The sequence below is a fragment of the Erwinia sp. LJJL01 genome (assembly GCF_047300805.2).
Lineage (GTDB): Bacteria > Pseudomonadota > Gammaproteobacteria > Enterobacterales > Enterobacteriaceae > Erwinia > Erwinia aphidicola.
Map to the genome: position 1 here is coordinate 70,252 of NZ_CP178575.1, position 25,429 is coordinate 95,680.

27 protein-coding genes are annotated in these 25,429 nt (G+C 61.8%); 3 read left to right on the forward strand and 24 right to left on the reverse strand.

The genetic code is table 11. The features are described from left to right. Nucleotide 1: 1 nt before the first annotated feature. From ACLI4M_RS00770 to ACLI4M_RS00790, 5 genes are all read right to left on the reverse strand, one after another. The gene (locus ACLI4M_RS00770) at nt 2–1,024 is read right to left on the reverse strand and encodes a DotH/IcmK family type IV secretion protein (RefSeq protein WP_166643221.1); all 1,023 of its coding nucleotides are present in this window, start codon (nt 1,022–1,024) and stop codon (nt 2–4) included. A gap of 21 nt (nt 1,025–1,045) precedes the next feature. Beyond that, nucleotides 1,046–1,741: a DotI/IcmL/TraM family protein gene (locus ACLI4M_RS00775; protein ID WP_133625195.1), complete on the reverse strand. Its 696-nt coding sequence runs from the start codon at nt 1,739–1,741 to the stop codon at nt 1,046–1,048. A gap of 12 nt (nt 1,742–1,753) precedes the next feature. After that, entirely contained in the window at nt 1,754–2,194 is a 441-nt protein-coding gene (locus tag ACLI4M_RS00780; protein WP_133625196.1) for a conjugal transfer protein, read from the reverse strand. A gap of 7 nt (nt 2,195–2,201) precedes the next feature. Next, nucleotides 2,202–5,564: an LPD7 domain-containing protein gene (locus tag ACLI4M_RS00785; protein WP_413449705.1), complete on the reverse strand. Its 3,363-nt coding sequence runs from the start codon at nt 5,562–5,564 to the stop codon at nt 2,202–2,204. A gap of 121 nt (nt 5,565–5,685) precedes the next feature. Beyond that, on the reverse strand, nt 5,686–6,279 hold the full coding sequence (locus ACLI4M_RS00790; RefSeq protein ID WP_133625198.1) for a hypothetical protein: 594 nt from the start codon (nt 6,277–6,279) through the stop codon (nt 5,686–5,688). A gap of 62 nt (nt 6,280–6,341) precedes the next feature. Between ACLI4M_RS00790 and ACLI4M_RS00795 the strand changes: the two genes are divergently transcribed. Next, on the forward strand, nt 6,342–7,016 hold the full coding sequence (locus tag ACLI4M_RS00795; RefSeq protein WP_133625199.1) for a hypothetical protein: 675 nt from the start codon (nt 6,342–6,344) through the stop codon (nt 7,014–7,016). 15 nt (nt 7,017–7,031) lie between these two features. On the opposite strand, the gene icmT is transcribed toward ACLI4M_RS00795, so the two are convergent. From icmT to ACLI4M_RS00885, 18 genes are all read right to left on the reverse strand, one after another. Continuing rightward, nucleotides 7,032–7,292, reverse strand: a complete 261-nt coding sequence (icmT, locus tag ACLI4M_RS00800) for an IcmT/TraK family protein (RefSeq protein ID WP_133625200.1) — start codon at nt 7,290–7,292, stop codon at nt 7,032–7,034. Then, nucleotides 7,289–8,446 (reverse strand): plasmid transfer ATPase TraJ, encoded by a 1,158-nt coding sequence (gene traJ / locus ACLI4M_RS00805; RefSeq protein WP_133625201.1) that lies wholly within the window; start codon nt 8,444–8,446, stop codon nt 7,289–7,291. The genes icmT and traJ overlap by 4 nt, the downstream gene beginning before the upstream one ends. Then, a complete protein-coding gene (locus tag ACLI4M_RS00810; protein WP_133625202.1) occupies nt 8,443–9,231 on the reverse strand; it encodes a type IV secretory system conjugative DNA transfer family protein in 789 nt (262 codons plus the stop codon). Before ACLI4M_RS00810 ends, traJ begins: the two co-directional genes overlap by 4 nt. Beyond that, nucleotides 9,228–9,680, reverse strand: a complete 453-nt coding sequence (locus ACLI4M_RS00815) for a DotD/TraH family lipoprotein (protein WP_133625203.1) — start codon at nt 9,678–9,680, stop codon at nt 9,228–9,230. The genes ACLI4M_RS00810 and ACLI4M_RS00815 overlap by 4 nt, the downstream gene beginning before the upstream one ends. A gap of 47 nt (nt 9,681–9,727) precedes the next feature. Next, nucleotides 9,728–10,855: a shufflon system plasmid conjugative transfer pilus tip adhesin PilV gene (gene pilV, locus ACLI4M_RS00820; RefSeq protein ID WP_253539697.1), complete on the reverse strand. Its 1,128-nt coding sequence runs from the start codon at nt 10,853–10,855 to the stop codon at nt 9,728–9,730. Nucleotides 10,856–10,998: 143 nt separating this feature from the next. Next, complete coding sequence (locus tag ACLI4M_RS00825; protein WP_133625205.1) at nt 10,999–11,667, reverse strand: prepilin peptidase; 669 nt, start codon at nt 11,665–11,667, stop codon at nt 10,999–11,001. Beyond that, nucleotides 11,664–12,134 carry a lytic transglycosylase domain-containing protein gene (locus tag ACLI4M_RS00830; RefSeq protein ID WP_133625206.1) on the reverse strand — a complete coding sequence of 157 codons (471 nt, stop codon included), beginning with the start codon at nt 12,132–12,134 and terminating at the stop codon, nt 11,664–11,666. Before ACLI4M_RS00830 ends, ACLI4M_RS00825 begins: the two co-directional genes overlap by 4 nt. 45 nt (nt 12,135–12,179) lie before the next feature. Further along, entirely contained in the window at nt 12,180–12,773 is a 594-nt protein-coding gene (locus tag ACLI4M_RS00835; RefSeq protein ID WP_133625207.1) for a type 4 pilus major pilin, read from the reverse strand. Between the two features lie 68 nt (nt 12,774–12,841). Next, nucleotides 12,842–13,966, reverse strand: coding sequence for a type II secretion system F family protein (locus tag ACLI4M_RS00840; RefSeq protein ID WP_133625208.1), 1,125 nt, complete (start codon nt 13,964–13,966; stop codon nt 12,842–12,844). Then, nucleotides 13,963–15,456 carry a GspE/PulE family protein gene (locus ACLI4M_RS00845; protein WP_133625209.1) on the reverse strand — a complete coding sequence of 498 codons (1,494 nt, stop codon included), beginning with the start codon at nt 15,454–15,456 and terminating at the stop codon, nt 13,963–13,965. The genes ACLI4M_RS00840 and ACLI4M_RS00845 overlap by 4 nt, the downstream gene beginning before the upstream one ends. A gap of 7 nt (nt 15,457–15,463) precedes the next feature. Next, nucleotides 15,464–16,000: a type IV pilus biogenesis protein PilP gene (gene pilP, locus ACLI4M_RS00850; RefSeq protein ID WP_133625210.1), complete on the reverse strand. Its 537-nt coding sequence runs from the start codon at nt 15,998–16,000 to the stop codon at nt 15,464–15,466. After that, nucleotides 15,987–17,276, reverse strand: a complete 1,290-nt coding sequence (gene pilO2 / locus ACLI4M_RS00855; protein WP_133625211.1) for a type 4b pilus protein PilO2 — start codon at nt 17,274–17,276, stop codon at nt 15,987–15,989. Before pilO2 ends, pilP begins: the two co-directional genes overlap by 14 nt. A gap of 3 nt (nt 17,277–17,279) precedes the next feature. Further along, nucleotides 17,280–18,893: a PilN family type IVB pilus formation outer membrane protein gene (locus ACLI4M_RS00860; RefSeq protein WP_166643222.1), complete on the reverse strand. Its 1,614-nt coding sequence runs from the start codon at nt 18,891–18,893 to the stop codon at nt 17,280–17,282. Nucleotides 18,894–18,910: 17 nt separating this feature from the next. Further along, nucleotides 18,911–19,345: a type IV pilus biogenesis protein PilM gene (gene pilM, locus ACLI4M_RS00865; protein ID WP_133625212.1), complete on the reverse strand. Its 435-nt coding sequence runs from the start codon at nt 19,343–19,345 to the stop codon at nt 18,911–18,913. Further along, the gene (locus tag ACLI4M_RS00870; protein WP_253539688.1) at nt 19,345–20,343 is read right to left on the reverse strand and encodes a toxin co-regulated pilus biosynthesis Q family protein; all 999 of its coding nucleotides are present in this window, start codon (nt 20,341–20,343) and stop codon (nt 19,345–19,347) included. Before ACLI4M_RS00870 ends, pilM begins: the two co-directional genes overlap by 1 nt. 71 nt (nt 20,344–20,414) lie before the next feature. Then, nucleotides 20,415–20,615, reverse strand: a complete 201-nt coding sequence (locus ACLI4M_RS00875) for a hypothetical protein (RefSeq protein WP_133625213.1) — start codon at nt 20,613–20,615, stop codon at nt 20,415–20,417. 45 nt (nt 20,616–20,660) lie between these two features. Next, a complete protein-coding gene (locus tag ACLI4M_RS00880) occupies nt 20,661–21,371 on the reverse strand; it encodes a hypothetical protein (RefSeq protein ID WP_133625214.1) in 711 nt (236 codons plus the stop codon). Nucleotides 21,372–21,592: 221 nt separating this feature from the next. After that, nucleotides 21,593–22,105, reverse strand: coding sequence for a transcription termination/antitermination NusG family protein (locus ACLI4M_RS00885; RefSeq protein WP_413449706.1), 513 nt, complete (start codon nt 22,103–22,105; stop codon nt 21,593–21,595). 289 nt (nt 22,106–22,394) lie between these two features. Here ACLI4M_RS00885 and ACLI4M_RS00890 point away from each other — a divergent pair, with 289 nt between their 5' ends. Then, the gene (locus ACLI4M_RS00890) at nt 22,395–22,766 is read left to right on the forward strand and encodes a helix-turn-helix domain-containing protein (RefSeq protein ID WP_133625215.1); all 372 of its coding nucleotides are present in this window, start codon (nt 22,395–22,397) and stop codon (nt 22,764–22,766) included. A gap of 322 nt (nt 22,767–23,088) precedes the next feature. Here the strand turns inward: ACLI4M_RS00890 and ACLI4M_RS00895 are convergent, their stop codons facing one another. Continuing rightward, nucleotides 23,089–23,400 (reverse strand): hypothetical protein, encoded by a 312-nt coding sequence (locus ACLI4M_RS00895; RefSeq protein ID WP_133625216.1) that lies wholly within the window; start codon nt 23,398–23,400, stop codon nt 23,089–23,091. A gap of 923 nt (nt 23,401–24,323) precedes the next feature. Here ACLI4M_RS00895 and ACLI4M_RS00900 point away from each other — a divergent pair. Further along, on the forward strand, nt 24,324–25,241 hold the full coding sequence (locus tag ACLI4M_RS00900) for a Replication protein (protein WP_413449707.1): 918 nt from the start codon (nt 24,324–24,326) through the stop codon (nt 25,239–25,241). Nucleotides 25,242–25,429 lie beyond the last annotated feature (188 nt).

Here is a 25,429-nt window from a genome sequence, read left to right on the forward strand (position 1 = left end):
GCTACTCCAGAGAGATCGACAGGTATACGGTTTTGCCGGCGTGTGAGAACGCCACTTCGGGCGTCAGGGGCAGCTTGTAGAGCCAGGTGCCGTCGCCGGAGGCCTGAGTCAGCTCGAACTCGTCGCGGATTTCACTGCGCGTGCGGATGAACAGGTCATCGCCCATCTGCCAGACCTGCGTGTCCGGCAGCGCGCCCTGCGTCTTCAGGCGCTTCGCCTCAGCCGGCGGAACGCCGTCGAGAAACGCCTGCAGGGTCGGATTGTTCAGGCCGATTCTGGCCACTCCGGTGGTCAGACGCTTCGCCTGCGGCCCGCGCTGCGGCACGCGCAGGTCAAGACGGCCGTCGATGACGCGCGAAGTGGCGCGGCTGCCCGCCTCGCCGCTGTTGACGTCAATGATGACCGGCACCGCCAGCCCCTTGAGGTAGACGGTAACGTTGCCCCGGTCGTACTGGCGGCGGGCCTGCACCGTCATCACGCTGCTGTCCGGGATGAAGCTGACGGCAAAGCCGTCCGGGTTACCGTTCCAGGGCGGGGCGCCGAGCGGCCAGGGCGCGCCGGTGTTGTCGGTGAACATCACGGTGCTGGCCTGATGCGTGGTGGTGCGCAATACCGGCATGGAAGCGCCGGGGGAGAGGTTGACGGTCAGCGTGGAAATACGCGGCACCACGTCGGTGGCCTGCCAGGCGCGGCCCCGGCTCGCCTCGTCCATTACCTGGCCGAGCATCTCCACGCCCTGGCGGTTGCCGAGCGGGTTGGCCTGTCCGATAGCCCAGGCCTGCTCCGCCGTCGGCGGGGCGGGCGGCGGCGACTGGCGAAGGGGGGCGGTGATGTCGGTCGCGGTGGGTGGCGTCACCGTGTCAGCAGGAGGATCCGCTGTCACAGTGGCAGTGGCAGGTGCCGGAGGCGTTGCGGCGACCGGTGCGCTGCCGGTCCGGGCCGGGGCCCAGTCGGTGGCCAGCGCGGGCAGCACCGGAACGGCGGACAGCAGCAGGGCCACCGTGGTCAGTGTGAGTCGTTTCATAAGCGTTCCTGAAAAGGTGGGTTAGCGGACGTCGCGGGTGACGATCGCGTCGGCTTCAATGCCCTGCGGCTTGACGCTGACGTCGGTGCGCTGAATGCGCACGGTAAAGATGAAGGACTGCGCCGGAAGGCTATGGGTCTGGCCATCGAGGCTCAGCGTGACCGGGTACTGCACGTCCCAGACGTACAGGCCGCTGCTGTTCTCCACTCCGCGCCGGTAAATCACCCCCTTGCGGGTGACGTTGGCGGACATCAGCAGCTTTTTAGTGGTGACGCTGGCGAACAGGTTGGAGCCAGTCATTGCGCTGTAGTAGCCGCTGAAACCGCCCTCCGAGAACTTCTGCTGCTGCGCGTTCATCTGGGTGCGGTAGTTTTTAAAGTCGATCTGGAATGCGTCACGTATCAGCTTGTCGCCAAAATCAATGATGTCGTCATCGCTGTAGCCCGGCTTGTCGGTCGGGAACTGCTCCAGCACGCTGCCTTTGTATGTGGCGAAATACTTCACCGGCGGATTGGCCACCTTCCAGATAAGCCAGGCATTGACCGGCAGCTGCAGCAGGCTGACGGTGCAGGCGATCAGCGCCACCGACAGCGCCCTGTGGGCGAAGGCGGCGTTCAGCATGTTGTTCATGTGAAGCTTCATCGCGGCCATAAACGGAACGGTCGGGTCTTCCTGCGGGGAAGCAGCCTCCCGGGGGGAGGCATTGGTTTTTTTCATCGGGACGTTCCGTCAGTTCAGTGAGATAAAGGCGCGCAGGCGATCGCCGACGGAGGTCGCCTGCGCTGCCGGTTCGGCTATGGTCTGAACCGCCGCGCCGTATGAGGCGACGCCGGACACGCCGGGCAGGTCGCCCCACGGATCCAGCGTCGGCGGCACGTAGTCGCTGATTTTGTCGCGCGCCGCCTTGCAGATTTTCTGGCCAATCTGGTTCATCACCTCCGTCAGGTTCGGAAAGGTGGGGGCGGTTATCGTGGTGGAGATGTTGCCGAGACAGTCGCCAAGCGAGGCGGAGACGTTGTTCTGGCGCTGTGACCAGGCCTCGGCGGCGGCGCGGGCGCGCTCATAGCCGGACTCGCTGCCGGTCTGGGCGGCCGTCCCGGCACGGCACGATGCGGCCCCGGCGGGCACGCTCGCCACCAGGAGCAGGGTGATACAAATCGTTCGGAGCATAGGGGCCTCACATTGGCTGGGGTTGACTGGCCGGCTTTACCTGCGCGCGCGGGGCTTCTGCGGAGCTCTCAGCCTTCGGCGGTGCGTACGCCTGTGAGAACCCCAGCCTGCTGTGCAGTGCCGGCGGGATCTTTTCCGGGGAAACGAGCGGTACGGCAAACTTAGGTGCGTCCTTTCCCTTCATCTGAAAGGCGAAGGTGTCGAAGTTCGCCGCGCCGTTACTGACGCTGTTGACGGCCGAGCCGTGTCCGATAAGCGACAGCGCGCCGTTCTCCTGAACCGCGTTGAGCGCAAGATAGGTGCTGCCGCTGGCGGCGGAGCAGAGGCGGCCCAGCACGTGGCGCAGCTCACCTTCGTGGCGGATAACGCCCTGCAGGTAGTCACCGTGTCCCTTAACCAGGTGGGCCAGCAGCTCGCCGTCCGCGCCCGTGGCGTGCATCACGACGGAACCGGCGGCCTTCGCCTGCGCTGGCACTGGCGTGCCCGCCGGCGGGGAGTCGGGTGAGGGCTGCCCTTTGCCATCCGGCCCGGTGTACATCAGCCCGTGGCCGGTGGCATCCGGAGTGGCGATCGTCAGCCGCGCCGCGCGGGTCAGCTGCTGCTGCAGCGCCCAGAACGCGTTGCCGTCATAGGCCGACAGCTCGGCCGGGGCGACGGCATTTTTATCCGCGACCAGCAGGCGGTTGTCAGCGGCCGGGGCGATCGTCCAGTGGTTGCGGTGCGTGTCGATGGCCTGAAATCCGGTCACCACGCCGTCGGCGTCTTTGATCGGCGCATTTACCGTGACCGCTTTTTTGCCGAGGTACTGCAGCTTCACCATATCCCCCGGCTGCCTGCCGCTGTCCTTCAGTGCCTGCTCGAGCTCAACGCCCCAGTAGGTTTTGTTGCCGTCGCGGGTGCGCAGCTCCACGTAGAAGCTGTCGGCGTTGCTCTTGTCGAACTGATAGGGGGCTTTACCCGCCTCCATCAGCTTGCCGGTGAGGCCGGTGCGCAGGGTCTCGCGCTCGGGCACCGACATCTGCGGAGCGTGAGAAGGCGCCGCTACCGGATCAGAGACGGATACCGGTGTCGCCGAAACCGGCGCGGCGGATACGGGCGGTGGGGAAGACTCCGGTACTGAGACTGCAGGTGCGGGCGACGCGTTATCCGCCACAGCCTGGCTGATATCCAGCCCGTTCTGCGGCACCGCGTTCTCCGCCCGTGTTTTCAGCAGGGCGTCAAACTGCGCGCGCTGCTGCGGGTTTTTCAGGTGAACCTCGATGTTGTGGTCGGCAATCAGCGTCATCGTTTTGAGGATAAACGCTTCGCTGCCGGTGATTTCCACCGCGCCGCGCTGATTGGCCTTCGCTGAAAGCAGCGCCGCGAGGATCATGCGGTCGTTGTCGCTGGCCTCCGGGGTCGCCATCACGATGCGGTCGCCGTAGTCGCGAAACGCGTCCTGACCGTCGAGGGCGTAAATCCAGGTGTGCCCCTCCTGGCGGCTGGATAACCCCTGCAGCAGCTCATCGAGGTTGATGCGCTCAACCGGGGCTTCCTGCGGGCTGACGTCACCGGCCTGCCGTCCGAAGGTGAAGCTGAAGCCGTTCTCTTCAGCAGAAAGCGGCGCTGAGGGAGAGTGCGATTCTTCCTGTGCAGGTGAAGCAGGTTCCTGGCGGGCGGATGCGGTGACCGGGACGACGTCAGGTTGAGCGTGCGGGAGGGCGGTCTCTTCCACTGCCGTGGCGGCACGTGCAGCAGCCGATGGCTCCGGCTCTGCTGGCATGGTGGACTCCATCACCGGGGCAGGCTCTGAACTTTCGGGCTGAGGCGTGGTTTCAGTCGGTTGCGATACCTCCTGCAGCGCCGCAGCCTGTTCTGCAGCGAACTCAGGCGCTGCAGAGGATGACGCCTCAGCCTGCGGCAGGGGTTTCTGCTCAGCACTCTGAGGGGTTTCGTCTGTCCGTTCGGCCACCGGCTGTGGTGCCACCTCAGCCGGAACAGACTCTGATGCCTGCTTTTGCGGACCGTTTGGTTCAGGCACCGGAGCCTGTTCCGGTGTTGTCACGGTGCCGGATCCCTCCGTTGGTGTGAACGCCTGCTGTTCCATATACGCCGCGTAGTCGGCGAAGTCGCCGTGGTCATCCTGCCGTTCAGCGTGGCTGTCATGGCCGGTGTGGGTGTCTGGCATGGTGTGCTCCTGATTGAAAGCCTGACGCCAGTCAGGGAGTAAGGTGTCCAGCACCGGAGCCAGTTGGTCGCGCACGGCGTTCAGCCCCCGGGACTGATGAATGTCGTTGAAGTCGCTGAATGCGGCGGTGCCGGCGATCGTCTGCGTCCGCTCGTCGTCGGTGAACTGCGGAATGAGAGTCATGCCGCCGATGGCCCCGGCGGCTTCCCGGGCTTTTGCCACGCCCTTGTTGTCTTTCTTAGTAAAATCGTCCTCGCCGAGGATGACGTGTGCAGCATCGGGGTAGAGCGCTTTGAGGTTCCGTGACACTGTCACCATGTTTCCGGCGTCAACCGTCATGACAACCGGCAGGCCGCTGGCCAGATGGAGGCTGGCGGCGGTGGCGTAACCTTCCGCGTACAGCACCGGCCTGTCGGGACGGAGATCGCCTCCGACCACAAAGAAGTTGCCGGTCTTCTCACCCCCTTTTTTCAGGGTCTTGGTACCATCAGGTTTGATGTACTGCAGCGTGCGAATATCGCCGTCGGCGTTGCGCAGCGGGATAACGAGGTTGTCGTACTTGTCCAGCTTCACGCCGTTTGCGGCGGGCACCCCTTTACGGGCCAGGTACGGATGGACATCGGAAGGAACCGGCATCTTTTGCCACTGCCCGGCCAGCGTTCTGGCCATGCGGGCATAGTCGGCCTGCGCCTGTGCGTCGCGGTCCCAGCGGTTCTGCGCCGAGAGAGCGCGCTGCTTCATCATTTCCGCCGGGTCTTGCTGAAACTTACCCGACGAGGTCCATTTCACCTTTTCTTCACTGGCGCGATGGTCCTGATACCAGCCGGCCGGGCGGCCGTTCATGTAGCCCTGGTAGACGCCGGACTTTTTGCCGTGACTGTCGCCCTCTGTGGCTACCCGGTGGCGCTTGCCGTCCATCTCAGGGAGCTCGCCGCCTGGCAAAACAAACCCGGCATCTCTGAGGACCTGGCCAAACTCTTCGGCCGGGCTGAGGTCGTACGCGACGTCTTTCACCTGCCCGGTCACGGTATTTTCCGGCAGCCAGGCTTTGATTTTGTCCAGATCCGCATCCGGCCCGGCGAACCAGAGTTTTTGCGACCGATCATACTCAAGCGGGTAGCCGCCGTCGGGCAGGCGTCCGGCCGCACGCAGCGCGTCTTTTTTGTCGTCCGGGGTGATGGTGAGGTAGGTACGTGTTTTCATTATTGCCTCCAGAACAGGCAGCAGAAGACCTCCGTTGCCGGATGCGCGCGCCTGTGTGAATGAGAGAGGGGTACGGAAGAATGAGGATTAAGGCCCGGCCGTGAATACCGGTGTTAAGGGTTCAGAATGCGTACTGAGGGTGAAACTGAGTCAGCAGTAGCGTGAAAAAAAACGATAAGAGAAGCATAAGCGCCATGATGATCAGCATGACGCAGTTCTTCAGGGCGACGGCTAGAATGATATTCACGATGAGATAGCCCACCATAATCCCGGCTTTAGCCGTGTCCGAAATATCGATAAACGCCAGAACGGCAAGCAGTAGAAATACCGGAACCATCATCATCATCGTAAATATCTGTGCCAGCATGCCGCCATCCCAGGGATACTGCGGTTCTTTCGGTGGCCGGGCCAGTCTGGCCCGTACCGTTAGTGCTTTCACAGTATCTATCATGGACTGAAGGCAGGTCGTTATTTGCGTTGCACGTTGTTTCTCTCGCTTCTCTCTGAATTTCTCTTCCCTCAGTAAACGGGCAAGATAATCCAGGTCATCAGGATCGGGATAACCTGAGGGGGGCGTTACTTTCATCATCTCCTCAATGAGCGTCAAGGCATAAGGGACTTTTTCCAGGCTAAGGAAATCTTTTTCAGTTAGGCGACTGTGAAGAAGGCTCAGGGTGTCCTGAACAGAGCTTTTATCAGGTTTATCATTAACCATTTATATATCTCATCATGTAAAGTAAGTGCCTATACATACATTAGACATTAAGGAGTTTTTGTATGAGGGATGTTGCCTGTTCTTTACTTATAATGTTTGCTATTTCACTCTTTCTTAGGCGATTTTTGGTCAAAGAATTTAAAGTTATCCTTCTGAGTAAGGTTATCTTTTTATCAATGCTTTGGTTATTTTCTGCTTTGCTGTTCATGGCTGTCGCTGTCGATTATTTGCTCGATATGTTCCTGACAACGTTGGGTAGCGTAATGTTATATTTTTTGATTATCTTATTAGTGGTGATGGTCTCTGCGCTCACCGCATTCTTTGCTATCAAAGGGCCAATTGAAAACACATATTTAACTTTTGGCTTCAGTGGGGATGTGCGATTGGATATAAACAAAAACTTCATACCGCCTGCAATGTCATCATCTGAACGTGCGGATTTTATTCGATCTTTCATTGGTAAAATTTCCTCTTTAAGCAGAGTGACTACTAAAAGACTTACAATTAAATCGCATTTGCTACAGGGTTATATATCTAAAGTAATGGAGGATGCATTAAAAGAGAGTGGTTTCTCCTTCACATGCTGCACGTACAACATAGGGCTCGTTGAAAGCGCTACGCTGAATCTGTGGTATGGCGGCAGTACACGTTACCGTCTGTTCTCACACAAGAAACATGCAAACGGGTTTAAAGCTCACAGAACGGGGCACAAATTTGTCATTAACATTAATCCGTGAGGGCACAACTTTCTGTTATTCGAAGAACATCCGGTACCACCAGGGGCGACCCGTGAGCCGCCTGCCGCGCAGCAGCCGGACCAGGCGCTGCCACAGTACCGTGATGGTAAAACCCCGCCACGAGAGCAGGCGGAAGAAAATAATCAGGCCGGTTACGGCGTAAAGCGTCGACGTCTCCGGCCACTGAAACCACGCGGTATAGAGCGTGAACAGCACCACAGGGATGCCGAAAATTTCCAGCCGCCGTCCCGCGTCCCGCCAGGGGTTCCCCTTCATGACTGCCTCCTGATGTCCAGCTCGCGACGGGTGATGACGCTCAGCAGTTCGCGCTCGTCAATTCGCCCATCCTGATACAGCGACCACGCCCTGTCGCTCATGCGTGCGCCGCGCTCAGACAGATGGTTATCAATCCAGTCGCGCCAGCGGGTGTGGTCGAGCCGCCCAAGTGCCGTGCGGATCTCCTCGTCAAACACCAGATACTCCCTGACCGACTGCCGTTTGCCGTCGGTGGTGCGCAGCAGGCGCTGGGCAATCACGTACTGCAGGTTGCTGAGCAGGTTATGCGCCATCGCCTCATGCTGCTCTTTCGGCACCAGGTTCAGCGCCCGGGGGATGGTCTCCCCGGGCGAGTTGGTGTGCATGGTCGACAGGCAGAGGTGGCCGGACTGGCCGTTCATGATGGCGCCGAGCAGCGTTTCGGGATCGCGGATTTCGCCGACGCCGATAACCCCGGGCGCGCGGCGCAGCGTCAGGCGCAGGTGCTCGGAAAACGACGCCACGTCGCGGCCTATCTGCGACTGTTCCGGCATCAGAACCGCATCGGGAAAGTTGAGCAGAAACTCGATCGGGTCCTCGGCGGTAACGATTTTGCGGTCCGGGTCGGTGCGGGCGCAGTACTGGTAAATGGCCGCCAGCAGCGTGGACTTGCCGGATCCGGTCTCGCCGACCACCAGGCCGATGCCCTTGTGCGGCAGCAGCGCCGGGAATAAATCGGCCTCCAGCCCGAGGGTTTCCAGCGCCGGGATGACCGTCGGGATGGTCCTGAGCGTCAGTGCCGGCACCATGTCGTAGTCACCGACGGTGGCCTGCACGAAGTTACAGCGAAAGCGCAGGCGCTCGCCCCGGTCGAGGCCATAGCGCTGATAGATATCACCGGTCAGCTGCAGGGCGCGGTCGACGCCCTTACCGGCCTTGAGGTCGCCCTTGATCTGCCCGGAAAACACGTCGTCCATCAGGCGCGTCAGCTGCGGCGGCTCGATGCGAAACCCGGTGGCTCTGACCTTGCGGCCGTGAAGGTCAACGACAATCGGCCCGCCGCCCTGCAGGAAGATATCGGACACGCCGTTGCGCGCGCAGTGGACCAGAAACCCGCGCAGCGCGTCGCCGGTGATGCCGCCGTGCCGGTGAAAGTCGAACGCCGGAAAGGTCATTTTTGCTCCTTACGGATAACCGGCTTCCAGTGGTTTTTATCCACCACGAAGCCCGCCGGATCCTGAATGCGTTTCACCTTGTCGCCAATCATCAGCGCGTCGCGCGTGCCGGTGACGCTCTGCTGCGTCTCCTTCACGTCCGGCGCCTGTATCATGCCCTGCTGCAGCAGCGTGGAGTAGCGCAGCATGCCGGTGTAGTCGCGGGTCAGGCGGTTGAAGTTGGACTCCAGGGTGCGATCGGCGCTGAGGCGGCCTTCCTCCCAGCCCCGGCGCACCGCCGCCTCCCAGACGGCCTTCTCTTTGCCGTTTTTGGGGCGGACGCTGACGTCGGGGGCCTCAATACGCTTTGCCGCCAGGCCTGGCAGCAGCCAGGTGCGCCAGCCGGGCGGGTTGCTGACGAAGCGCGCCGGCAGCAGGATGTTGTAGGTACGGTACGCCGAGCGGATCTGGTCGGGCGTCACGTGCGCCATGTCGCTCGCGGTGGCGATGACCGGTGGCAGGTAGCCCTGGCGGCTGATGAGCGGGCGAAAGTCGTACATGTCGTTCAGCACGCCGTCGCGGGCGGTCAGCTGCTGGCGCAGCTCCCACGCGCGCTGGGCCTTGCCGCCCTGAAAGCCCACGGTCTGGCCCGCGTCGTTGAGCATCTGCCAGACCGTGTCGCTCAGGCCGTTATAGTCGTTCACCGGCGGGCTGATGTAGTCCGAAAGGCCGCCGGGCGGGGCGTCCTCCGCCAGTCCGTTGGTGGCGCAGCCCAGCAGCAGCAGGGCGGTCAGGGTACGTTTCATGCGAGGCGCCCTCCCTTATCCGGCAGGGCAAAGTACAGGTGCAGCTCGGCGGACTGCTGCTTCAGGGAGGCGCGCCAGCTTATCTGCGTCTCCAGCTGGCGCAGCAGGCTCTCAAAGGTGACGTTGTCGGCGTGAACGCTGACCGGCAGCGGCAGGCGCACCCCGCTGTAGGCAAAGTGCAGCCCGCGCTGGCGGGCCAGCTGCGCGAGCAGCTCAACGGCGTCGCCCTCCCAGTCAACCGACAGCCGGTCGCTGTTGGCGCTGAAGGTGCCGGGCAGGCGCAGGGCCTTCTGGTTCAGCGCGCCGGCATGGTACAGCTGCTGCTGCGCGCTGCGGAGTTGGGCGGCACCGGCGGATGCCGGGGTCAGCTCAGGTGCGGCATCCGGCTGGCTGGCCTGACAGCCGGACAGCAGAATGACGGCCAGAGTGGCCAGAGGATTAATTTTCATAGTAGCGTGTCCAGAAAAGAAGTAATGAGGCACTGACATCAGGCATGTCACCCAAAACGGGCGCAGGTGACGTACAGCTCGCGGAGGGTATAGAAAGACGCAATCCAGTAGCCGTTCTGAATGTAAATGCTGTAGGTGGCGTTGACGACGGCTGAATCGCCTTCTTTCTTGCCGGTGATGTAGCAGAGGTTGGTATCCGCTGCGGCAATCGGTTTACCAACATCAAGGCCGCCCAGCGTATGTACGGTGTAGGTGATGTTCTGCCCGCCGTTCAGCACCCATTTCAGGTTCTGGCAGGAGAGCGTGGCCCCGGCCGCGTTGCGGCTGATGTTGCCGTTTTTCGGGCAGGCCTGGCCGACCGTGTTGATCCTGTCGAGCTCGATGGTGTTGCCCACCGACAGCTGCCCGTCGCTGCGCACGCTGCCGCCTTTGAGCTGGCCGCTGGTCATGATGCCCTTGCCGTTCACCGACTTTATCCAGCTGTTGTCGTCCATATACAGACCGCCGCCGTGCGCCTCGTTCATCCAGCCCTTGCCGCTGCCGGTTATCAGCCAGCCGCCCCTGGTTTTGATGTCGTCTTCTGCGGTAACGGTCTGGCCAAACGTGCCGGTGTCGGCGCTGACGTCTTTTGCCTTGTTCAGGCTGCTGCCGTTCATGTCGATATCGGTGTGCATGCGGTTCAGATCCGGACGGCCGCTGACCTGATAGCGGTACAGGCGGTCGCTCTCCTGCAGGTCGGTGCCGAGCACCTCGGACGACAGCCAGGTGGCGAGGTGCCCGCGCGCCGCGCTCAGTCCGTACGTGCCGAGGTTCATTTCCCAGCCGGCGAACGCGCCCGTCGCGACGTTGGCCGGCCAGACGTAGCCGCCCGCGCCGTCCACCTTCTGCGAGATGTAGCGCAGCCCCTGGAAGCTGAACTCGCGCCCGCCGGTGGTCAGCACGAACGCCACCAGTTTCTGGTTAAACGTCGGGTCGCGGGCGATGCCGACCGTGTAGCTCTGGGCCGCGCCGTTGCGCAGGCCAAACCCCGGCGGCAGGTAGCCGTCCGTCTGCAGCCTGGCGGCGGTAATGGTTATCGGGGTGCCGCCGCTGACCTGGGCGGTCAGCGCCTCGCGGTTGTCGCGGATAAAGCTTTTGGCCGCGCTGCCCACCGCCGTCATGTTGCGGGCCTCCACGCCCCACTCCAGCTCCTCCAGATAGCGGGCGTAGCGCGGATAGCCGTAAACGGCGGCGAGCATGATGACGAGCAGGACGAGAAGCACCTCGATGCTCAGAAAACCCCGGTTAACGGGGGAGGGAGTCGGTTTTTTCATGCGTGTCAGCCTGTTGAAAAGGGAAAACGCTGCGCCAGGATGGACGCGGCGAGGCACAGGGAGAACCAGGGGGCGAACGGCACCTCCCGCGCGCGCGCCATCAGACCGGTCAGCCCGGCGAGGTGGCGCAGCGCAATCAGCCCGAGCGCGCAAAGCGTCAGCCCGGCCGACACCGGCAGCGTCAGCCAGGCGCTGAAGCCCGCGAGCAGCCAGACGTCGCCCTGGCCAAAGCGCTCCGGGCCGTGCCGGTTCGCCCAGTGGCGAAAGACGCTCAGGAGCGTAAACATCACCAGCCCGTTCACCACCGCAACGGGCAGCGTGACGGCGGCACCGGGCAGCAGTGAGAACAGCAGTCCACTGGCGATGAACCCGCTGGTGTGGCGCAGCGGCAGCCAGCGGCGGGCCAGGTCAAGCGTGCTCAGCAGCAGGCACCATCCCGTCAGCAGCAGGTCGCGCAGCACCTCCGGTGCCGGCAGCGTGAGCACCAGCCCCCGGGTGGCCACCAGTGCGGCAACTCCGGCAAACAGCAGCACCAGTCTGCAGGCACCGGGCAGGGCGCGCGGTCGCTTTCCCTCCTGTTCATGAATAAATCCGGCGGCCTGGCGGACCAGCTGCCGTCCGGTAAGAATAAACGCCGGATAAAAGGCGCAGAACGTCAGCAGCGGCATCGTCATCGCCTCGCCAGCAGGCGGCTGTAGTGGCCGTAAACCAGCCCGGCATAGCGCATGCGGGTCGGTTCGCTCTCCTTCTTAAACCCGGCGTTGTAGGAGCCGAGGCAGCTCCAGTTCACGCCGCACTTTTTAAGATGGGTGGCGAGGATCCACGCGCCAATCTGCACGTTAAGGCAGGCGTTGCTCAGCAGATCCTCCTTCGAGCGGATAATGCCCATTTTGACGAGCGTCGGGATGTGGCTGGAGTTGACCTGCATCACGCCGTAGTCGGTGCTGGTCACCTGGCCGGCCTTATTGCGATTGGCGTTGGTGGCCCGGGGGTTCAGTCGGCTTTCCTGCACCGCGATGGCCTCCAGCAGCACGGGATCTATCTGGTAGCGCGCGCCGGCGGCCTGAAAGCAGAAGGCGCTGGCGGAGCCGGAGGCGAAGAGCAGCAGGAGCAGCGCGATACGTGGCAGGGTTCTTTGCATGGCATCAGTCCGGTAAGGGGGCAGGCGCGCGGCCTGCCCGGTCAGTCAGGTGTTGCTCTTGAACTTCAGGGTGTTGTTGCCCGTGGAACCGGTGTCCGCCTGGCACTGCGAGCCGGCGTCGGATGCCGTAACGGGACCCGCGGTCATCGTGCCGTTGAGGGTGGTCTCCGAGACCACGGAGGTCTGCGACATCTTGGTCGCCATGGTCACGCAGGCCTCCTGCGGCACGGCCTCGTAGGTCAGCGAGAAGCCGGTTTTACTGCCGCCGCCGGTGGCCTCGGCCTGTACCGTCACGCTGCCGCCCCAGGTGTTGATGACGGTGGCACTGCCGCTGCTGCGATCGCCGACGGTCGTCATTGAGGCCGGTACGCCGCCGAACTGAATCAGCGATCCGGTCATGCGGGCCGCGTCGCTGAACTCATAGCCGCCCTGGGTTTTCAGCAGGGTGCGGGTCTGGGTCATGATCTCCTGCATATTGCCGAGCTCCATGGTGGTGTCATTTTTACGGAACAGGCTGCCGCTGTTGGCGAAGATGACCACCACCATCACGACGATGACGGCGAGGATGACGGCCATCTCAATGCTCAGTACGCCGCGATGAACCGGGCGCGCGCAGGCCTGTGTTGCTGATTTTTTCATGGTGTTTCCTTTTTGCTGTGAATGGCGGTAATGCCGGATAGAACTGAAAAAAGCGAGGGTGAAACGGGTCAGCCGCCAAGGCGGGCGGCCATGTCGTTGAGCTGCTGAATCACGCTCACCAGCAGGAACATGTAGCCGCTGACCAGCAGAAACAGCGCCACAGAAAGGCGCAGGATGCGGCGCTTAATCAGCCTGACGGCGCGCACCAGCCAGTGGCGGGCGTAGTTCTCAATGATGATTTCGGCGTTGTCGCCGTCGGTCAGCAGCGCCAGCTTGTTGACGGCGTCGCGCGACGGAAAGTGATAGCCGGTGTTGCGCAGGGCGAGCCCCAGATGCTGCCCCTGCCGCACCAGGCGACGCGTGGCGTTGAGACGCTCCAGCAGCCAGGGCGAGGCGTTGCGCGCCAGGATATCGAGCGATTCGAGCGTCTTCACGTCGGCGCGCAGCAGCGCGGAGACGTTAAGCAGGAAGGCCACGCCCTGAAAATCCCGGTATACCGACCAGGGCACCAGGTGGTCAAGCACGCGCCGTACACGCCCGGTCAGGTTGCCGAACGACCAGATAACCCAGGCGGTCAGCACGGCGGTGGTCAGCGACAGCAGCACGCCGTTCACCACCACAAAGTCTGACAGGGCCCCCAGCCACCATATCCCGCCCTCCCACGTCTCGCGGGGCACGATTTTCGCGAGCTGCGGAATGAAGTGCTCGCTGACCAGCACCATGATGCTGACGACGGTACCGATAAGCGCCAGCGGGTAGCCCAGCGTGCTGAACACCGTGGTCTTCATCTCGTCCACGCCCTGTACCACGGTCATGGCGCGGCGCAGCGCGTCGGCCACGCGCCCGTCCATGACCCCGGCGCTGATAATGGCCGCCTCCTGACGGGGCACCCAGTCGGCCAGCGCCACGTCCAGCGACTGGCCGTGGCTGAGCGACGTCAGGCAGTCGTTGAGCCAGACCGCCGACGGGGACGAACGGCGGCCAAAATCGGTGGCGGTGTCGCGCATGCTGGTCAGCGCCACCTCCAGCGTGCGGTTGTTGTCGAGCAGAAAGGCCAGGTCCTCATACAGCGCCAGCCGGTCGCGGGTGGTAAAGGTGTGCCGGTAGATCCAGCGGGTGGCGGCGTACCGCCAGCCCGCCGTTCCGGCGCTGCCCCGGCGGGCCCGGTTACGCAGGGCGCTCAGGGCCTTCATGACGTCACCCCGGCATCAGATGTCAGCCAGCGGTCCTCGTCCAGCGGGCTGATGCGGTCGGCGGCCAGCGGGTCGACCCGTCCGGCGTTGACGTGATGCAGCAGGTGCGCGTTGCGGGTGATGCCGCCGAGCGTGGTGTGCCAGTACGCGCGGGCGGCAAGCTTGCCCTGTTCGCGGTAGAGCTGCATAAACCTGGCGTCGGGGCTGATGACCTCGGCGATCACCGTGCGTCCGGCGATGCCCCGGTGGCACTGCCCGCAGCCCGCCTCGTGGCGGAAATACAGGTTCTCAGGCTGGCAGCCGTGAGTCAGCAGCGCGTGCTCCTCCGGCGTCAGCGCGTCCTTCACCTCAGACCACGGCCGCTTACAGGCCGGGCAGAGCAGCTGTACCAGGCGCTGGCTGATAAGCCCGATAAACAGCTGCGGGTCGGTCAGCAGCGCCGGGTTGATGCCCATGCCGAGCAGGCGCTCAAGAATGTTGATCGGGTCGTTAGCGTGCAGGGTGGTCATCAGCAGGTGGCCGGTCATGGCCGCGGTGACGCCGGTGCGGGCGGAGTCCGCGTCGCGCAGCTCGCCGACGATGATGGCGTCCGGGTCAAGACGCAGCCCGGCGGACATCATCCGCACCCACGCCGTGGCGACGGCCGCCGGGTTGTTCTTGTCGGCGACGATCGCCGTCTGCACCGCGCCCTCAATGCTGCCCTCCGGCGGATCCTCAATGGTCAGCAGGCGGCGAAGGTTGCCGGTGCTGTCCAGATACAGTTTGGCGAAGGTGCGCAGCGTGGTGCTCTTGCCGGAGCCTGTCGGTCCGGACAGCACGACGATGCCCTCGGGGCGCTGCAGCATGCGCCGCAGGCTTTTTTGCTGCGCGGGCAGGTAGCCGAGCTCGTCGAGGGTGGGCGGCGAGGCGCCGTCGTCGGGGATGATGCGCATTACCACGTACAGGCCGTACACCGCCGGGGTGTGGGCATAGCGCGCCCCGAACAGGTTCAGCCCGTGCAGGAAGTCGCGGCGCAGGCGGCCGTCCTGCTGGCGGTTGGCGTTGAACTGCGCCTCGGCCACGTCGCACATCGACAGCACGATGGTGGAGGCAAGGTTCATGCCGTCCTCCTGTGAAATCGAGTCGACCCGGACCAGGTCGCCGTGGACGCGCATCATGACCAGCGTGGTGCCGCCCCGGCCAATCTCCAGGTGGATATCAGAGGCGTGTAGTGCGGTCGCCTGACGAAAAAGGCCGACCACACGCTTCTGGCTGCTGCTGAAGTCCTGGCCTGCAGACGCATCCGGCTGGGCGGTTTTCAGCTCGCGGAGCTCGTCGAGCGGGATGAATTGCAGGGTGACGGGCTGCTTCTGGCGCAGCGCGTTGACGTAAGACTGGACGCGCACGTCGGCGCGGTGGTGCTCGGCGATGTGCAGCGTGGTCCTGCCTGAGTCATCGCTGACCGGGTGCAGCCAGTCCTTTATTGCAGGGGGGAGCAGTGTCTCTGACATGGAAACCTCATTCGGTGAACGCCAGGGTGTGGGTTTCCCCGGCGGCGGTGGTGACCTGCACTTCCTGCGCGGTGATGTGCTTCACGGTATGGCCCGAGCCCGGCACGCGCTGGCCGGCGACCACCTCGACGCCCGCACCGTCGGCAAGCACCAGGCGGGCCCGCAGCTGCTTCCCGCTGCCGGCAATTTCGGCAATGCGCGGCAGGCTGCCGCGCACCGGGTCGGGCGTTTTGCCCGGCGCGGGGGACAGCAGGGTCTGCGTCAGGGCGGAGGGCACGGAGGCGTCATAGCCGTTGTTCTGCTGCAGCGAAAGCAGGGCTTTGGCGCGCGCGCCCTGCGCTTCGTACAGCAGGGTGTCGCTCTGAATACGCTCAAGGCGGGCGAGGTTCAGGGTGTCCGCCGGCAGGTCAGCGGGCACCGGGATGGCAACGGGCGGCGGCAGTGCCGGTCCGGTGACGGCAGCGGTCGGGGTCGCCTGGGCGCCGAACGCGAGTCCGGCCAGCAGAACGCCCGTCAGGGCGCAGTGAAGTTTAACGTCGGGCATAGAGGGTTCCTTCGAGAACGTAGTGCAGGCGGGCCTGGGCGAGGCTGACGGTGATGCGCGTCAGCCGGATGCCGGAGGCGTCGAACTGCGCCGGATTGAACAGCCGGTCCGGCGGGATGTCGGTGCTGAACGTAAAGCTGAAGCTGCGAAACGGCAGCGCCAGCTGCTGCCCGTCGATGCGGGTGGTGGCCGCGCCGTCTTCGGTCAGGCTGAGCCGCGCGCGCAGCTGCTGGGCGTAGTGGGTCAGGCGCTGCGTCTGCGCCTCCATGCTGCCTGCGTCCTCCGGTGAGGCGGGAAGCGGCATGCTGAGCGCCACCGCCACGCCGCCGGTGTCGGCGCTGCCCGGGATGTTGAACAGCGGCGCCAGACCCGGATACCAGTGCGCGAGGCGATGTGCAAAGTCGCCGATGGTGCCGCCGGCGGGCTTGCTCCAGGCAAAACGAATGGCGTCCTGCGTGCAGTCGGCGGTGGTAAAGCGCCAGCCCGCGATGCTCAGCGGAGCGGCCTGCCACCGCCGGCTGCAGTGGCTGACGAAGTCCTGCAGCACGGGCTGGCTTTTCCAGGGCAGCAGCACCGCCGGGGTGGCGGACTTGAGCTGCTCGCGGGCCTTGAGAAACGCCGCACGCGCCGCCGCCTGCTTCGTCTCATCCTGAAAGGTCTGATACTGCTGATGGCCGAAGTAGCCGCCGAATACCAGCAGCAGCAGGGCCGACCAGGCAAGCAGCGCCCGGCGACTGGAGACCGGCTGCAGCCTCGCGGTGCGGGACACGGTCAGTCCGGACAACAGGTCTTCCAGCGCCCGTTCGCACCCCGACACGCCCGGCACCAGCCCGTCGGGGCAGTACAGAATGCGGTCATCGGCCGCCGCCGTGTCAAAGCTCAGGAAGGTCTCCAGCGCCTGGCAGACCGCCTCACGGTCGCCCGTGACGTCGGACAGCACCGAGAGCTGCCCGTCCTGGGCGGCGATGAACCAGTAGCGATCGTTACCGAGCGGGAAGATGCCCCAGCCGTGCGCCCCGAGCTCAGGCAGCGCGCAGAGCGCCAGCGACGCGGCGCGGCGGGCCTCTTTCGGCGTGAGTCCGGCGTCGCTGAGGTTGCCGGTCCCGGTCAGCAGCTGGCCCCTGCCTGCCGGGACGGTGGTCAGCCGGTCGGCCTCCCGGGCGCGTGCGGCGCGGCGGGCGGCGGCACGTGCGCCTGCAATCAGCTCCCAGTGCAGTCCGGCAACCAGCGAATGACGACCGTGGGGAATAACATACGGTGCGTTCTCTTTGCTCATGGTCTACCTCAGCAGGGTTGGCGTGATGAGAATGACCAGCATCGTGTCGTTGTTCTGACCGTTCGCGCCGCCGCCCAGACCGAAGAAGGACGGTGAGCCGACGCCCTGGCTGTTGGCCGCGTTGTTTGCCTGCTGGTAGCCGCTGATGAGCAGGGCCTGACCGGAGTCGAGAATGACGTTCTGCGCGAAGTTCTGCATTTTGGTTTTGGGCAGCTTCAGCGTGACGTCGCCGATTTTTTCGGTCTGCATCTCCGGATCGTCGCTCATGGAGATGGAGAACTGCAGCTCGGTGCGATCGGAGGCCGGCATGATGTAGGGCAGCATCGTCATGTTGAAGCCGGTGGATATGGTCGACTTCTCCACCGAGGTGGTGGAGCCGACGTTGGCCGTGTTGTCGGTGCTTATCTGGCTGAAGTAGTCCTGCTGCGTCACCACCTGGATCCGGACCGGGTTCATATTGGTGGTGGTGCTGGCGTTCTCCGTCACCGTTGAGACGTTGGCCTGCAGCGACAGGGCGTGAATAAAGGCGTTCGAGTTGGCAAACTTGCCGTCGAGGATAGACACGCCGCCGGTCATCGCACTCCCGGCCATGCCCGGCATGCTGCTGCCCAGCGACAGCCCGACGCTGCCGGACCTGAACACGGCGTCCCAGTCGAGGCCCATCTGGTCCTGACGCTTTTTGGTGACGGAGTAGACCTTGACGTTCAGCAGCACCTGACGGGTGAGCTCCTTATTGCGCCCCTCAATGTAGCTCTGCACCGAGCCGAGCACCCTCGGGGTGTCGGTGACGGTCAGCATGCCGCTGGAGAGCGACATCCGTCCGGATCCCGGGGTCAGCATCTCCTTCACGGTGGCCTCGATTTCCTTATACCGGTTGGTGGTCATGTCCGTGGTGGTGGTCTGCGAGGTGTTGCCGTCGCCGGAAATGCCGCCCTCGCCGGACGTGGAGGAGGAGCCGTACACGGAGCGGGAGGCAAAGGAGGTTTTGGAGTCCTGGAACGCGATCGGGAAGGAGCGGGTGTCGAGGTAGAAAATCACCAGGGTGCCCTTCTCATAGCGCCAGGACAGCCCGAGGCGCGTGGTGACGTAGTCCATCAGGCCGGCAACGCCGCCCTGCCAGTAGACGCCGCGCAGCGTATTGCCCGCGCCTGCCGTGGCCCGGACGGGCGCGGCGACGGCGCCCATGGCGTTGAGCGGCACCATGCCGCTGGCGTCCGGGGCGGGTACGCTGCCCTGAATGCGCTCCGTTTTGCCGCCGCCCGCCGACATGGCCGACAGGGCGTCCGGCGTGATAACCACCGGCAGCTTACAGTCGCGGGTGATGATGGCGCCGATTTCCGCTATTGAAATTTCGCCCGGGCGGGTGAGGGTCAGGGCGCAGCCCGGCAGCTGCGCCGCCGTCTGCGCGGTACCGTTGAGTGGTACCGGGTTAATCCACTGGGCGGTCAGGTCGCGCACCGGCGAGCCCGACGACAGCTTACTGATGTGGTCGCGCGCGGCGCCGAAGTCCCGGTCGGACTGCGCCATCGTCTGGTCTATCCGGTTCATGCTGCTGCAGCCGGACAGCAGCAGGCTGACGCCGGCGGCGAGCGCCAGCGTCTTAGGTGTGTTGTGCATAGAGAAAGTCCCGAAGGTCAGTTGAGATATACGAGCGAGGCGTCGGGGACGACGGCCGGTACGGTGACCCGCATGTCGTTCCCCTGGTTATCGGTCAGGCGACGACTGCTGACCCGGCCGAGCAGGGCTGAGCCGCGCGTGAGGGCGGCCAGCGCGCCGGACAGGCCCCGCGCGTCTGGCTGATAAACCCAGACCCGGCCGTCGCTGATGACGTGCTTCAGTCCGGGGTAGGGCGTGAAGCCGAGGTCGGCGTCGCGGATGACGCCGCTGCTCTGCGGATGGTCATACAGCCAGTCGTTGATAAGGTTGATGTACTGCACGGTCTGACGGGCGTGCTGCTGGCTTTCACCGCCGGCCAGCTCAGACACGCGCGTCGCGTCGCGGTGCGTCATATCGGCCGAAAACAGAAACCACGCCAGAAACATCGACAGCAGCCAGTAGCCTGCACCCATCAGCGCACCTCCCTGTCGTCCACCTTCAGCAGGCACTGCGCGGTGCTGATGCCCGCGTACAGCGGCACGCTGGCGGCGCTGTACAGGCGGAAGACGCCGTCGAGCGCGTCGCGGAACGAGCCTGCGAACGCGAGAGGCGCATCGATGCGGTAGTTAACGTCGGTGAGCCAGGCCACGCTCCAGGTTCCGTTCTGTCCGGTGGCGCACTTTTCCTGCGAGGCCCAGATAAACAGGGTGTCGCGAAGCGTCGCGCCCCGTTCGGCGTGCCAGCGCGGGGTGACCGGTGCGGGTGCCGTCACCGCCGGCGGCGTGAGCGGAGGCGTCACCGCTGGCGTTGAGGTGCTGCCTGTCGCACGGGTGAACAGGCTCTTCGCCCCGTCTGGCGCGGGCGCAGCGGCAGGCGAAGGTGGTTTGACGGCCACTGGTGGAGCAGACGTCGGTGGGGCAACGAACGCGGCCGTCATGTTTGCCACGGAGACGCGCCTGGCCTGCCAGTCTATCAGCGCCGCCCAGCCCTCCCGGCGCAGCAGCGCGTCCAGCACGTAAGGCCACTGGTCCGCCGCCTGCAGGCTGAGGCTTTTTCCGGCCTTCACCTTCAGGTCGGCAGACAGCGACACGGTCCAGCCCGGCGGGATAATTTTCCGCAGCAGCGCATCCGGCTTCAGATCCCGTTCGCTGACGCTGATAAAGGTCAGCGCCGGCGGCGGGCCGAGAGTCCTGACGCGGGTCAGGTTGCGCAGCGGCACCGGTGCGGGCGGCGTACCGGGTTTCGCCATCGCGGTTTCGGGCTTGCCGGAAGAGGGCAGCGGAGAGGCGCGTGCGGGCTGCGCGGACGTGCTGGCGAGCCTCAGGTCGTTCTGCGCCAGGGCGATGATGCCGGACTGCGTGGCAATCTGCTTATCCACGAAGGTCCGTGCATCACCGTCGGCCGGCCGGACGTGGGGCAGGCTGCAGCCGCCCAGCAGAACGGGAAGCAGTAGGGTGGTGTGTATTTTCATAGGTATCGTCGGATTGTGGCGTGCCGGGCCGGTAACAGCGTGGCGCGGAACTGCCGGAGGAAAAATGGGGGTTAGCTCATAAAGTTTTGGGTGAACTCGGCAATCTCCTCCTCGGCGTCGTCGATAAGGCTGCGCAGGGTGGTCAGCTTATCGAGGGTGATCGCCTCCGGGGCTCTGGCGCGCAGACGGCAGGCGCGTCTGAACTCAATGATCCGGGCGGCCCGACAGATCTGCAGCTCGCGCAAATCCTTTTCGGTTACGGTGATGCACATTGTGATTGTCCTCAGCATGAATGCGGGTTCTCGCTTAACCCGTTATCAGTGATAGCGTTCATCATCAGAGCATGATGGTGCAGTTGATGGCTGCCAGAAGCGGTATTTCAGCGGGCTCCATTCGCTGGCGGGCAGTGACGCGGTTCCGATATGCAGGGTGCGGATGAAGCGTCGGTTATCAAGTACCAGCTCGGTATCGGCCACGACAACCTGAAAACCTTCGGCATGGAAGATAGCCTCCGCACCGTCACCTTCGCCGTCATCCGGCGCGCGGTTCATCAGCAGCTGAAACGTCACCGGCAGCACCATATCTCCGGTCGACTGGAAGGCGTTCTCCGTGCGCGTAAGCTGCAGCGCATGCCTGCGGCGATCTTTGAGGCGCTGCACCAGCTCCTCCGTGATGTTTTCCGGAAACCGACAGACGACAAGGCGCCACTCTTTCTGCATCAGGAGGTTAAGCGTCGTGCGAAACCGAAAGAGATCGCACCGCTCAGCAGCGGTGGCATGGCTTAGCAGCACGCTGAGCGTGGAATCTACGGGAATGGACTTATCGCTGGTGTCGAGCAGCTGGCGCAGCGTGGTGAACTCGGCACACATCCCCCGAAAAACGGGGTTTTCGCGTGCCGTATCGAGCCAGCCGGATATAAAGCGTCTGCGTCCCATCTCCGAAGCGAAGGGGGTCTCCTGATCCGCCGAACGAAGCGCGACCAGAATGCACCAGAGCAGATGCTGTACGGGATTATCTGCGGAGTACAAAGGCTATCTCCTTGAGTGAGGAGCACTACCGGATGCCGGCAATGGTGTCTGGAATTCCTTCCGCCAGGAGGAAAACGCCAGAAAAGGCTAACCGGTAAAAGGAACAGGGGACGTCCAGGCAGGACCGGTTCAGGCACCATTGCCGGCAGCCGGCAATGCAGTAAGTTAGTGAACAGGGATCCGGCGTGCCGCCGGGTTAACGGGAAACTCCCGGGACTTCATCAGAACCCGAGCGAACCGGGTTCGAACACAAGCTGCATCAGGAGGGCCACGTTCGACACCGGGCGCGCGTCCTGCTCCATACGCAGCAGAGAGTGGTACTGCGCCGCCGTGAGGTGCTTTTGGGAGGCTTCCTGCAGTTCGTCCCGGGCTTCAGGGCAGAGGGTAGGGTCAGGGTGGAGCATCATCAGCCCCTCAACCACCAGTGGACGCATGGGGGCAATCTGAGAGCCGCTCATGACAAATCCGCAAAAGGCAGAGTGCGTGCGGATTTGAGCGACAGGCTGCGTGGCCAGATTGGCCTTGAGGAAGAAATAGCCGGGAAACAGGGGGGAAATGCGTTTCCGCACGCAGTTTACCTTGTCGGCGCGGGGGATGGTTTTGACGGTAAGCGGCGTCCATGGGGTGATCTGCTGGTCACTCAGCCAGTCAAACAGTCTCTCCCGGTTTTTACCGCCGGTAATGTACTGCGCCAGATACCAGTTTTGTCCATTGATCTGTTCAAAATTCATCATGCTCTCGCCCGAACCGATCCCCCTGTGGGGTCATTCTGTATCCGGCTGAGCCAAATACACTGGGCGATGACGATGGTTCAGGGCTGTCATACTCAGCTTTTGTCCATCAGACAGCGGCATCGCTCAGTCTACTTTTTATGGTTGTCATGCACACAGTTCTCTTGGCGGTAGAACCGGGGATGTTTAAAACTATAGCACCAAAATACATTGAAACAAATATCTTTGCGATAATGATATTTGTTGTTGTCAGTGCTTTATATGATCCCCTGATACGCAGAGGTGGTAGAGCATGGTTCCCAAGCGACTAAAAGCAGCTCGCGAAGCCGCAGGATTAACACAGGCACAACTGGCAGAGCTTATTGGAATTGAAGGGGTTAGCCTCAATTCACGCTTGTCGAACTATGAGAGCGGTCGCTTTACACCGTCTTTCGACGTCATCATTCGTATCGCCAAGGCTCTGGATTATCCGGAAAGCTATTTCTACACGCTCGACGATGATGTAGCAGAGGCTATTTTTCATTTTCATCAGCATAGAAATGATAGATCGCTAAATCCGTTTTACGATTCACAGGATGAAGCAAAAAAATATAAGGCATCGCTTGATGAAGCAAAGAAAATGATTGAAAAATTGTTGGATTTCATCAATAAATCAATAGGTTAGTTACTTTTCCGTGTAAGGTGCTAACGAGTCATTCTTTATCCGCTTAGTAAGTGCTCACCATAAATCCTTTCCAGTAATAATTAACTATAAATATTTGAGAAAACCTTTGTGATTAAATGATGTTAGCCACAATTCCCTCTTGGCGGAAAGGAATAATGGTTTCATCTTGGTGATATTTTAGTAAACAGATCATCTCATGCTCTTTATCTGAAATACAGACCCCTGCAGGGGTCTCATGGTAAGAATGGGGTGGGTTATTTCAGGATAGTGTTTGGCTTAGACCCCTCCCCAGCGGGTAAGGGAGAGGTGTGGTATGTCGCGATTAAGCTAAGTGCTGCAAGTTTTGACGCTTATTTATCGCATCAGAATATTTCTTGGAAAAATCATCAGAAGCCAAAAGAGCAGTACTTACTCTGGAATGATAGATGATCCTCACCGTATCAAGTTTTTCAACTTTCATGTTCTCTTTTATCCTTCTTAGTGAGAGCTTTACGGCATTTTTTGAACACTTTAATATGTCCGCCGTACTATCACTGTCTGAGCCTAACGCATAGAACATCAGCACCTGAAATTGTGAATCAGTCAGTTCAGGAAACATGAGCCTGATTTTAGATATTTTTCTTAAATTCAACATGATACGCCCCTATTTGTATGGCAGAATGTAGTGGGGCGGGTATATGCATTGCACGCCGAAAGTCATTTGATAGCTAAAGAATGTTTTTATTTCATCAGGGCGATTTAAAATCGCTATGGCACGCTAGCTGCTGATGCTATGCATACTATATTTAGCGTAGAATTGCAGTTCATATTCCTTTTCAGCACTATCGGCAGGAACTGGGGCGTTAACTCCCGTTAGTTAGATGCTTTTTTACAAGCTTCATGTGTGGTGATTCAAAGCTGAAGTGTCCTTCGTATCGTCATCTGACGAAAACACGCCTATAGATATGGCTCTATTTAACTCTTACGATTCAGCTGCCTATACCTATAAGTTCGTGATCTTCATCATAACTTCAGTTATTGGAGTTTTTTTCGCCGTAGTTTGAATCTATGCGTCACTCAGGCTGGATTTCAGTTACATCAAAAGGTATGCTTTGCTGAGTGGTTTTCCAGGCGTTAACTGGGGATCCTTCTAAGTAACGGTAACATAAGTAAAAATATGTGTTCCGATCCTTCAGCGTTCATGCCGTTGCGGGATAAAAGAAAATTCAGGGATAGGACGTATCCGTAAAAACGTCCAGGGCGGTGGTTCAGCAGATTGTCTGGACCCCAAATGCAAAAACCCCCCGAAATCTGTCACTACTTGGCGGCAGGAGCAGATATCAGGGGGTCGAAAGCAGGCGCTGGCCTGTGAAGGATTATAACGCATGCAATTCATAAGACAACCCCTGTCCGCCATAAGTCCGGGACAGGGTGAATGACAAGGTAACTGCGCTCAAGGCGCCCTCCCCAGATCTTAACCCTTCCACGCGGCGTGGCGAGTCCAACAGCCAGCGTAAGGGACAGTCTAAGACGCACCGCAATCATCAGCCCGGATTTACCGGAAAAGTGCCGCGTGGCATGGCTTCAGTCGTTGTCGGCTGCATCCGAAATCACGACTGGTGTCGTAATCCCGATCTGATCGAGCTTCGCCGTCAGGGCTATACCCCGTATTCGCGCATTTTTGACCGGACGTTCCGGCCTAAACCGATGCGCATTACCGCCCGCTCTGAAAGCCGGGAAGCGCTCAGCGCCCTGTCGCTGGTGCTTGCCGCAAACTGTGACTACAGCCCCGACAGCGAGTACATGTTCGAAATCATGATGCCCGTTGAGGATATCGCCCGGCGCATGGGCGTGCTGCACGTCTATGAAAGCGGCCGCAAGGCGTATGACGTTCTGCTTAACGCGTTGCGGGTGCTGGAACAGATGGACTACGTGGTGGTTCACCGCGATCGCGATGCGGATTCCGGGCAGAACAAACCGATGCGCATCTTCCTCACCGACAGCTTCTTCACCTCGCGCGGCATGACCATCGAGACCGTCAGGCAGTCCCTGCACAAATACCGGCAGTGGGCGGTGGCCTCCGGCGTCGCGGAGTCGATGAAGCAGAAGCACGAACGTCACCAGCTCAAAATGGCGAGACTCGGCATCAACATTGATAACCACCACTCGCTCAAAAACCGCCTGAAAAAGATTAAGCGCTGGGTTGTCAGCCCGGACCTGCGGGAGGAAAAGCAGCGGGTAACTTCCGACATCGAGGCCGCGCTAGATGGCCACTCGCAGAAACTGCGTCAGCTTCGCCCGCGCGGCGGGGCTGACCGCTACCAGCAGGCCTGGACGCGCTGGACGTCGAGTCCTGAATGTTATCCTGCCCTGAAATACAAACTGGAAGCGGCCGTTAAGGCTGAGCATCCCCAGCTGCACGTGACGGACGCCGAGAAATACTACAGGCTGCTGCTGGAGCGCGCCGGCATCCCCGTTCTGAACTACCTGATTTGAAACGTTACCGCGCCTAGCGCGGTGTCTGCGCTGGCACCTGCCCGTAATCCCACTCATCAAACCGCCCGCAGCGTCCTCAGGCCGCCTAAAAACAGCTCATGAAGCGCTACTGGTGCAAGACGTTCGCCCGCTGCGTGGCGCATTGACCACAATGAGTGCGGTTAATTTCGTAGCACTGGCGATGCTAT

Bases quoted from the DNA above. Each gene is read 5' to 3' on its own strand.
- ACLI4M_RS00770 (WP_166643221.1), bottom strand. From the start codon at position 1,024: ATGAAACGACTCACACTGACCACGGTGGCCCTGCTGCTGTCCGCCGTT.
- ACLI4M_RS00775 (WP_133625195.1), bottom strand. From the start codon at position 1,741: ATGAAAAAAACCAATGCCTCCCCCCGGGAGGCTGCTTCCCCGCAGGAA.
- ACLI4M_RS00780 (WP_133625196.1), bottom strand. From the start codon at position 2,194: ATGCTCCGAACGATTTGTATCACCCTGCTCCTGGTGGCGAGCGTGCCC.
- ACLI4M_RS00785 (WP_413449705.1), bottom strand. From the start codon at position 5,564: ATGAAAACACGTACCTACCTCACCATCACCCCGGACGACAAAAAAGAC.
- ACLI4M_RS00790 (WP_133625198.1), bottom strand. From the start codon at position 6,279: ATGGTTAATGATAAACCTGATAAAAGCTCTGTTCAGGACACCCTGAGC.
- ACLI4M_RS00795 (WP_133625199.1), top strand. From the start codon at position 6,342: ATGAGGGATGTTGCCTGTTCTTTACTTATAATGTTTGCTATTTCACTC.
- icmT (WP_133625200.1), bottom strand. From the start codon at position 7,292: ATGAAGGGGAACCCCTGGCGGGACGCGGGACGGCGGCTGGAAATTTTC.
- traJ (WP_133625201.1), bottom strand. From the start codon at position 8,446: ATGACCTTTCCGGCGTTCGACTTTCACCGGCACGGCGGCATCACCGGC.
- ACLI4M_RS00810 (WP_133625202.1), bottom strand. From the start codon at position 9,231: ATGAAACGTACCCTGACCGCCCTGCTGCTGCTGGGCTGCGCCACCAAC.
- ACLI4M_RS00815 (WP_133625203.1), bottom strand. From the start codon at position 9,680: ATGAAAATTAATCCTCTGGCCACTCTGGCCGTCATTCTGCTGTCCGGC.
- ACLI4M_RS00825 (WP_133625205.1), bottom strand. From the start codon at position 11,667: ATGACGATGCCGCTGCTGACGTTCTGCGCCTTTTATCCGGCGTTTATT.
- ACLI4M_RS00830 (WP_133625206.1), bottom strand. From the start codon at position 12,134: ATGCAAAGAACCCTGCCACGTATCGCGCTGCTCCTGCTGCTCTTCGCC.
- ACLI4M_RS00835 (WP_133625207.1), bottom strand. From the start codon at position 12,773: ATGAAAAAATCAGCAACACAGGCCTGCGCGCGCCCGGTTCATCGCGGC.
- ACLI4M_RS00840 (WP_133625208.1), bottom strand. From the start codon at position 13,966: ATGAAGGCCCTGAGCGCCCTGCGTAACCGGGCCCGCCGGGGCAGCGCC.
- ACLI4M_RS00845 (WP_133625209.1), bottom strand. From the start codon at position 15,456: ATGTCAGAGACACTGCTCCCCCCTGCAATAAAGGACTGGCTGCACCCG.
- pilP (WP_133625210.1), bottom strand. From the start codon at position 16,000: ATGCCCGACGTTAAACTTCACTGCGCCCTGACGGGCGTTCTGCTGGCC.
- pilO2 (WP_133625211.1), bottom strand. From the start codon at position 17,276: ATGAGCAAAGAGAACGCACCGTATGTTATTCCCCACGGTCGTCATTCG.
- ACLI4M_RS00860 (WP_166643222.1), bottom strand. From the start codon at position 18,893: ATGCACAACACACCTAAGACGCTGGCGCTCGCCGCCGGCGTCAGCCTG.
- pilM (WP_133625212.1), bottom strand. From the start codon at position 19,345: ATGGGTGCAGGCTACTGGCTGCTGTCGATGTTTCTGGCGTGGTTTCTG.
- ACLI4M_RS00870 (WP_253539688.1), bottom strand. From the start codon at position 20,343: ATGAAAATACACACCACCCTACTGCTTCCCGTTCTGCTGGGCGGCTGC.
- ACLI4M_RS00875 (WP_133625213.1), bottom strand. From the start codon at position 20,615: ATGTGCATCACCGTAACCGAAAAGGATTTGCGCGAGCTGCAGATCTGT.
- ACLI4M_RS00885 (WP_413449706.1), bottom strand. From the start codon at position 22,105: ATGATGAATTTTGAACAGATCAATGGACAAAACTGGTATCTGGCGCAG.
- ACLI4M_RS00890 (WP_133625215.1), top strand. From the start codon at position 22,395: ATGGTTCCCAAGCGACTAAAAGCAGCTCGCGAAGCCGCAGGATTAACA.
- ACLI4M_RS00895 (WP_133625216.1), bottom strand. From the start codon at position 23,400: ATGTTGAATTTAAGAAAAATATCTAAAATCAGGCTCATGTTTCCTGAA.
- ACLI4M_RS00900 (WP_413449707.1), top strand. From the start codon at position 24,324: ATGGCTTCAGTCGTTGTCGGCTGCATCCGAAATCACGACTGGTGTCGT.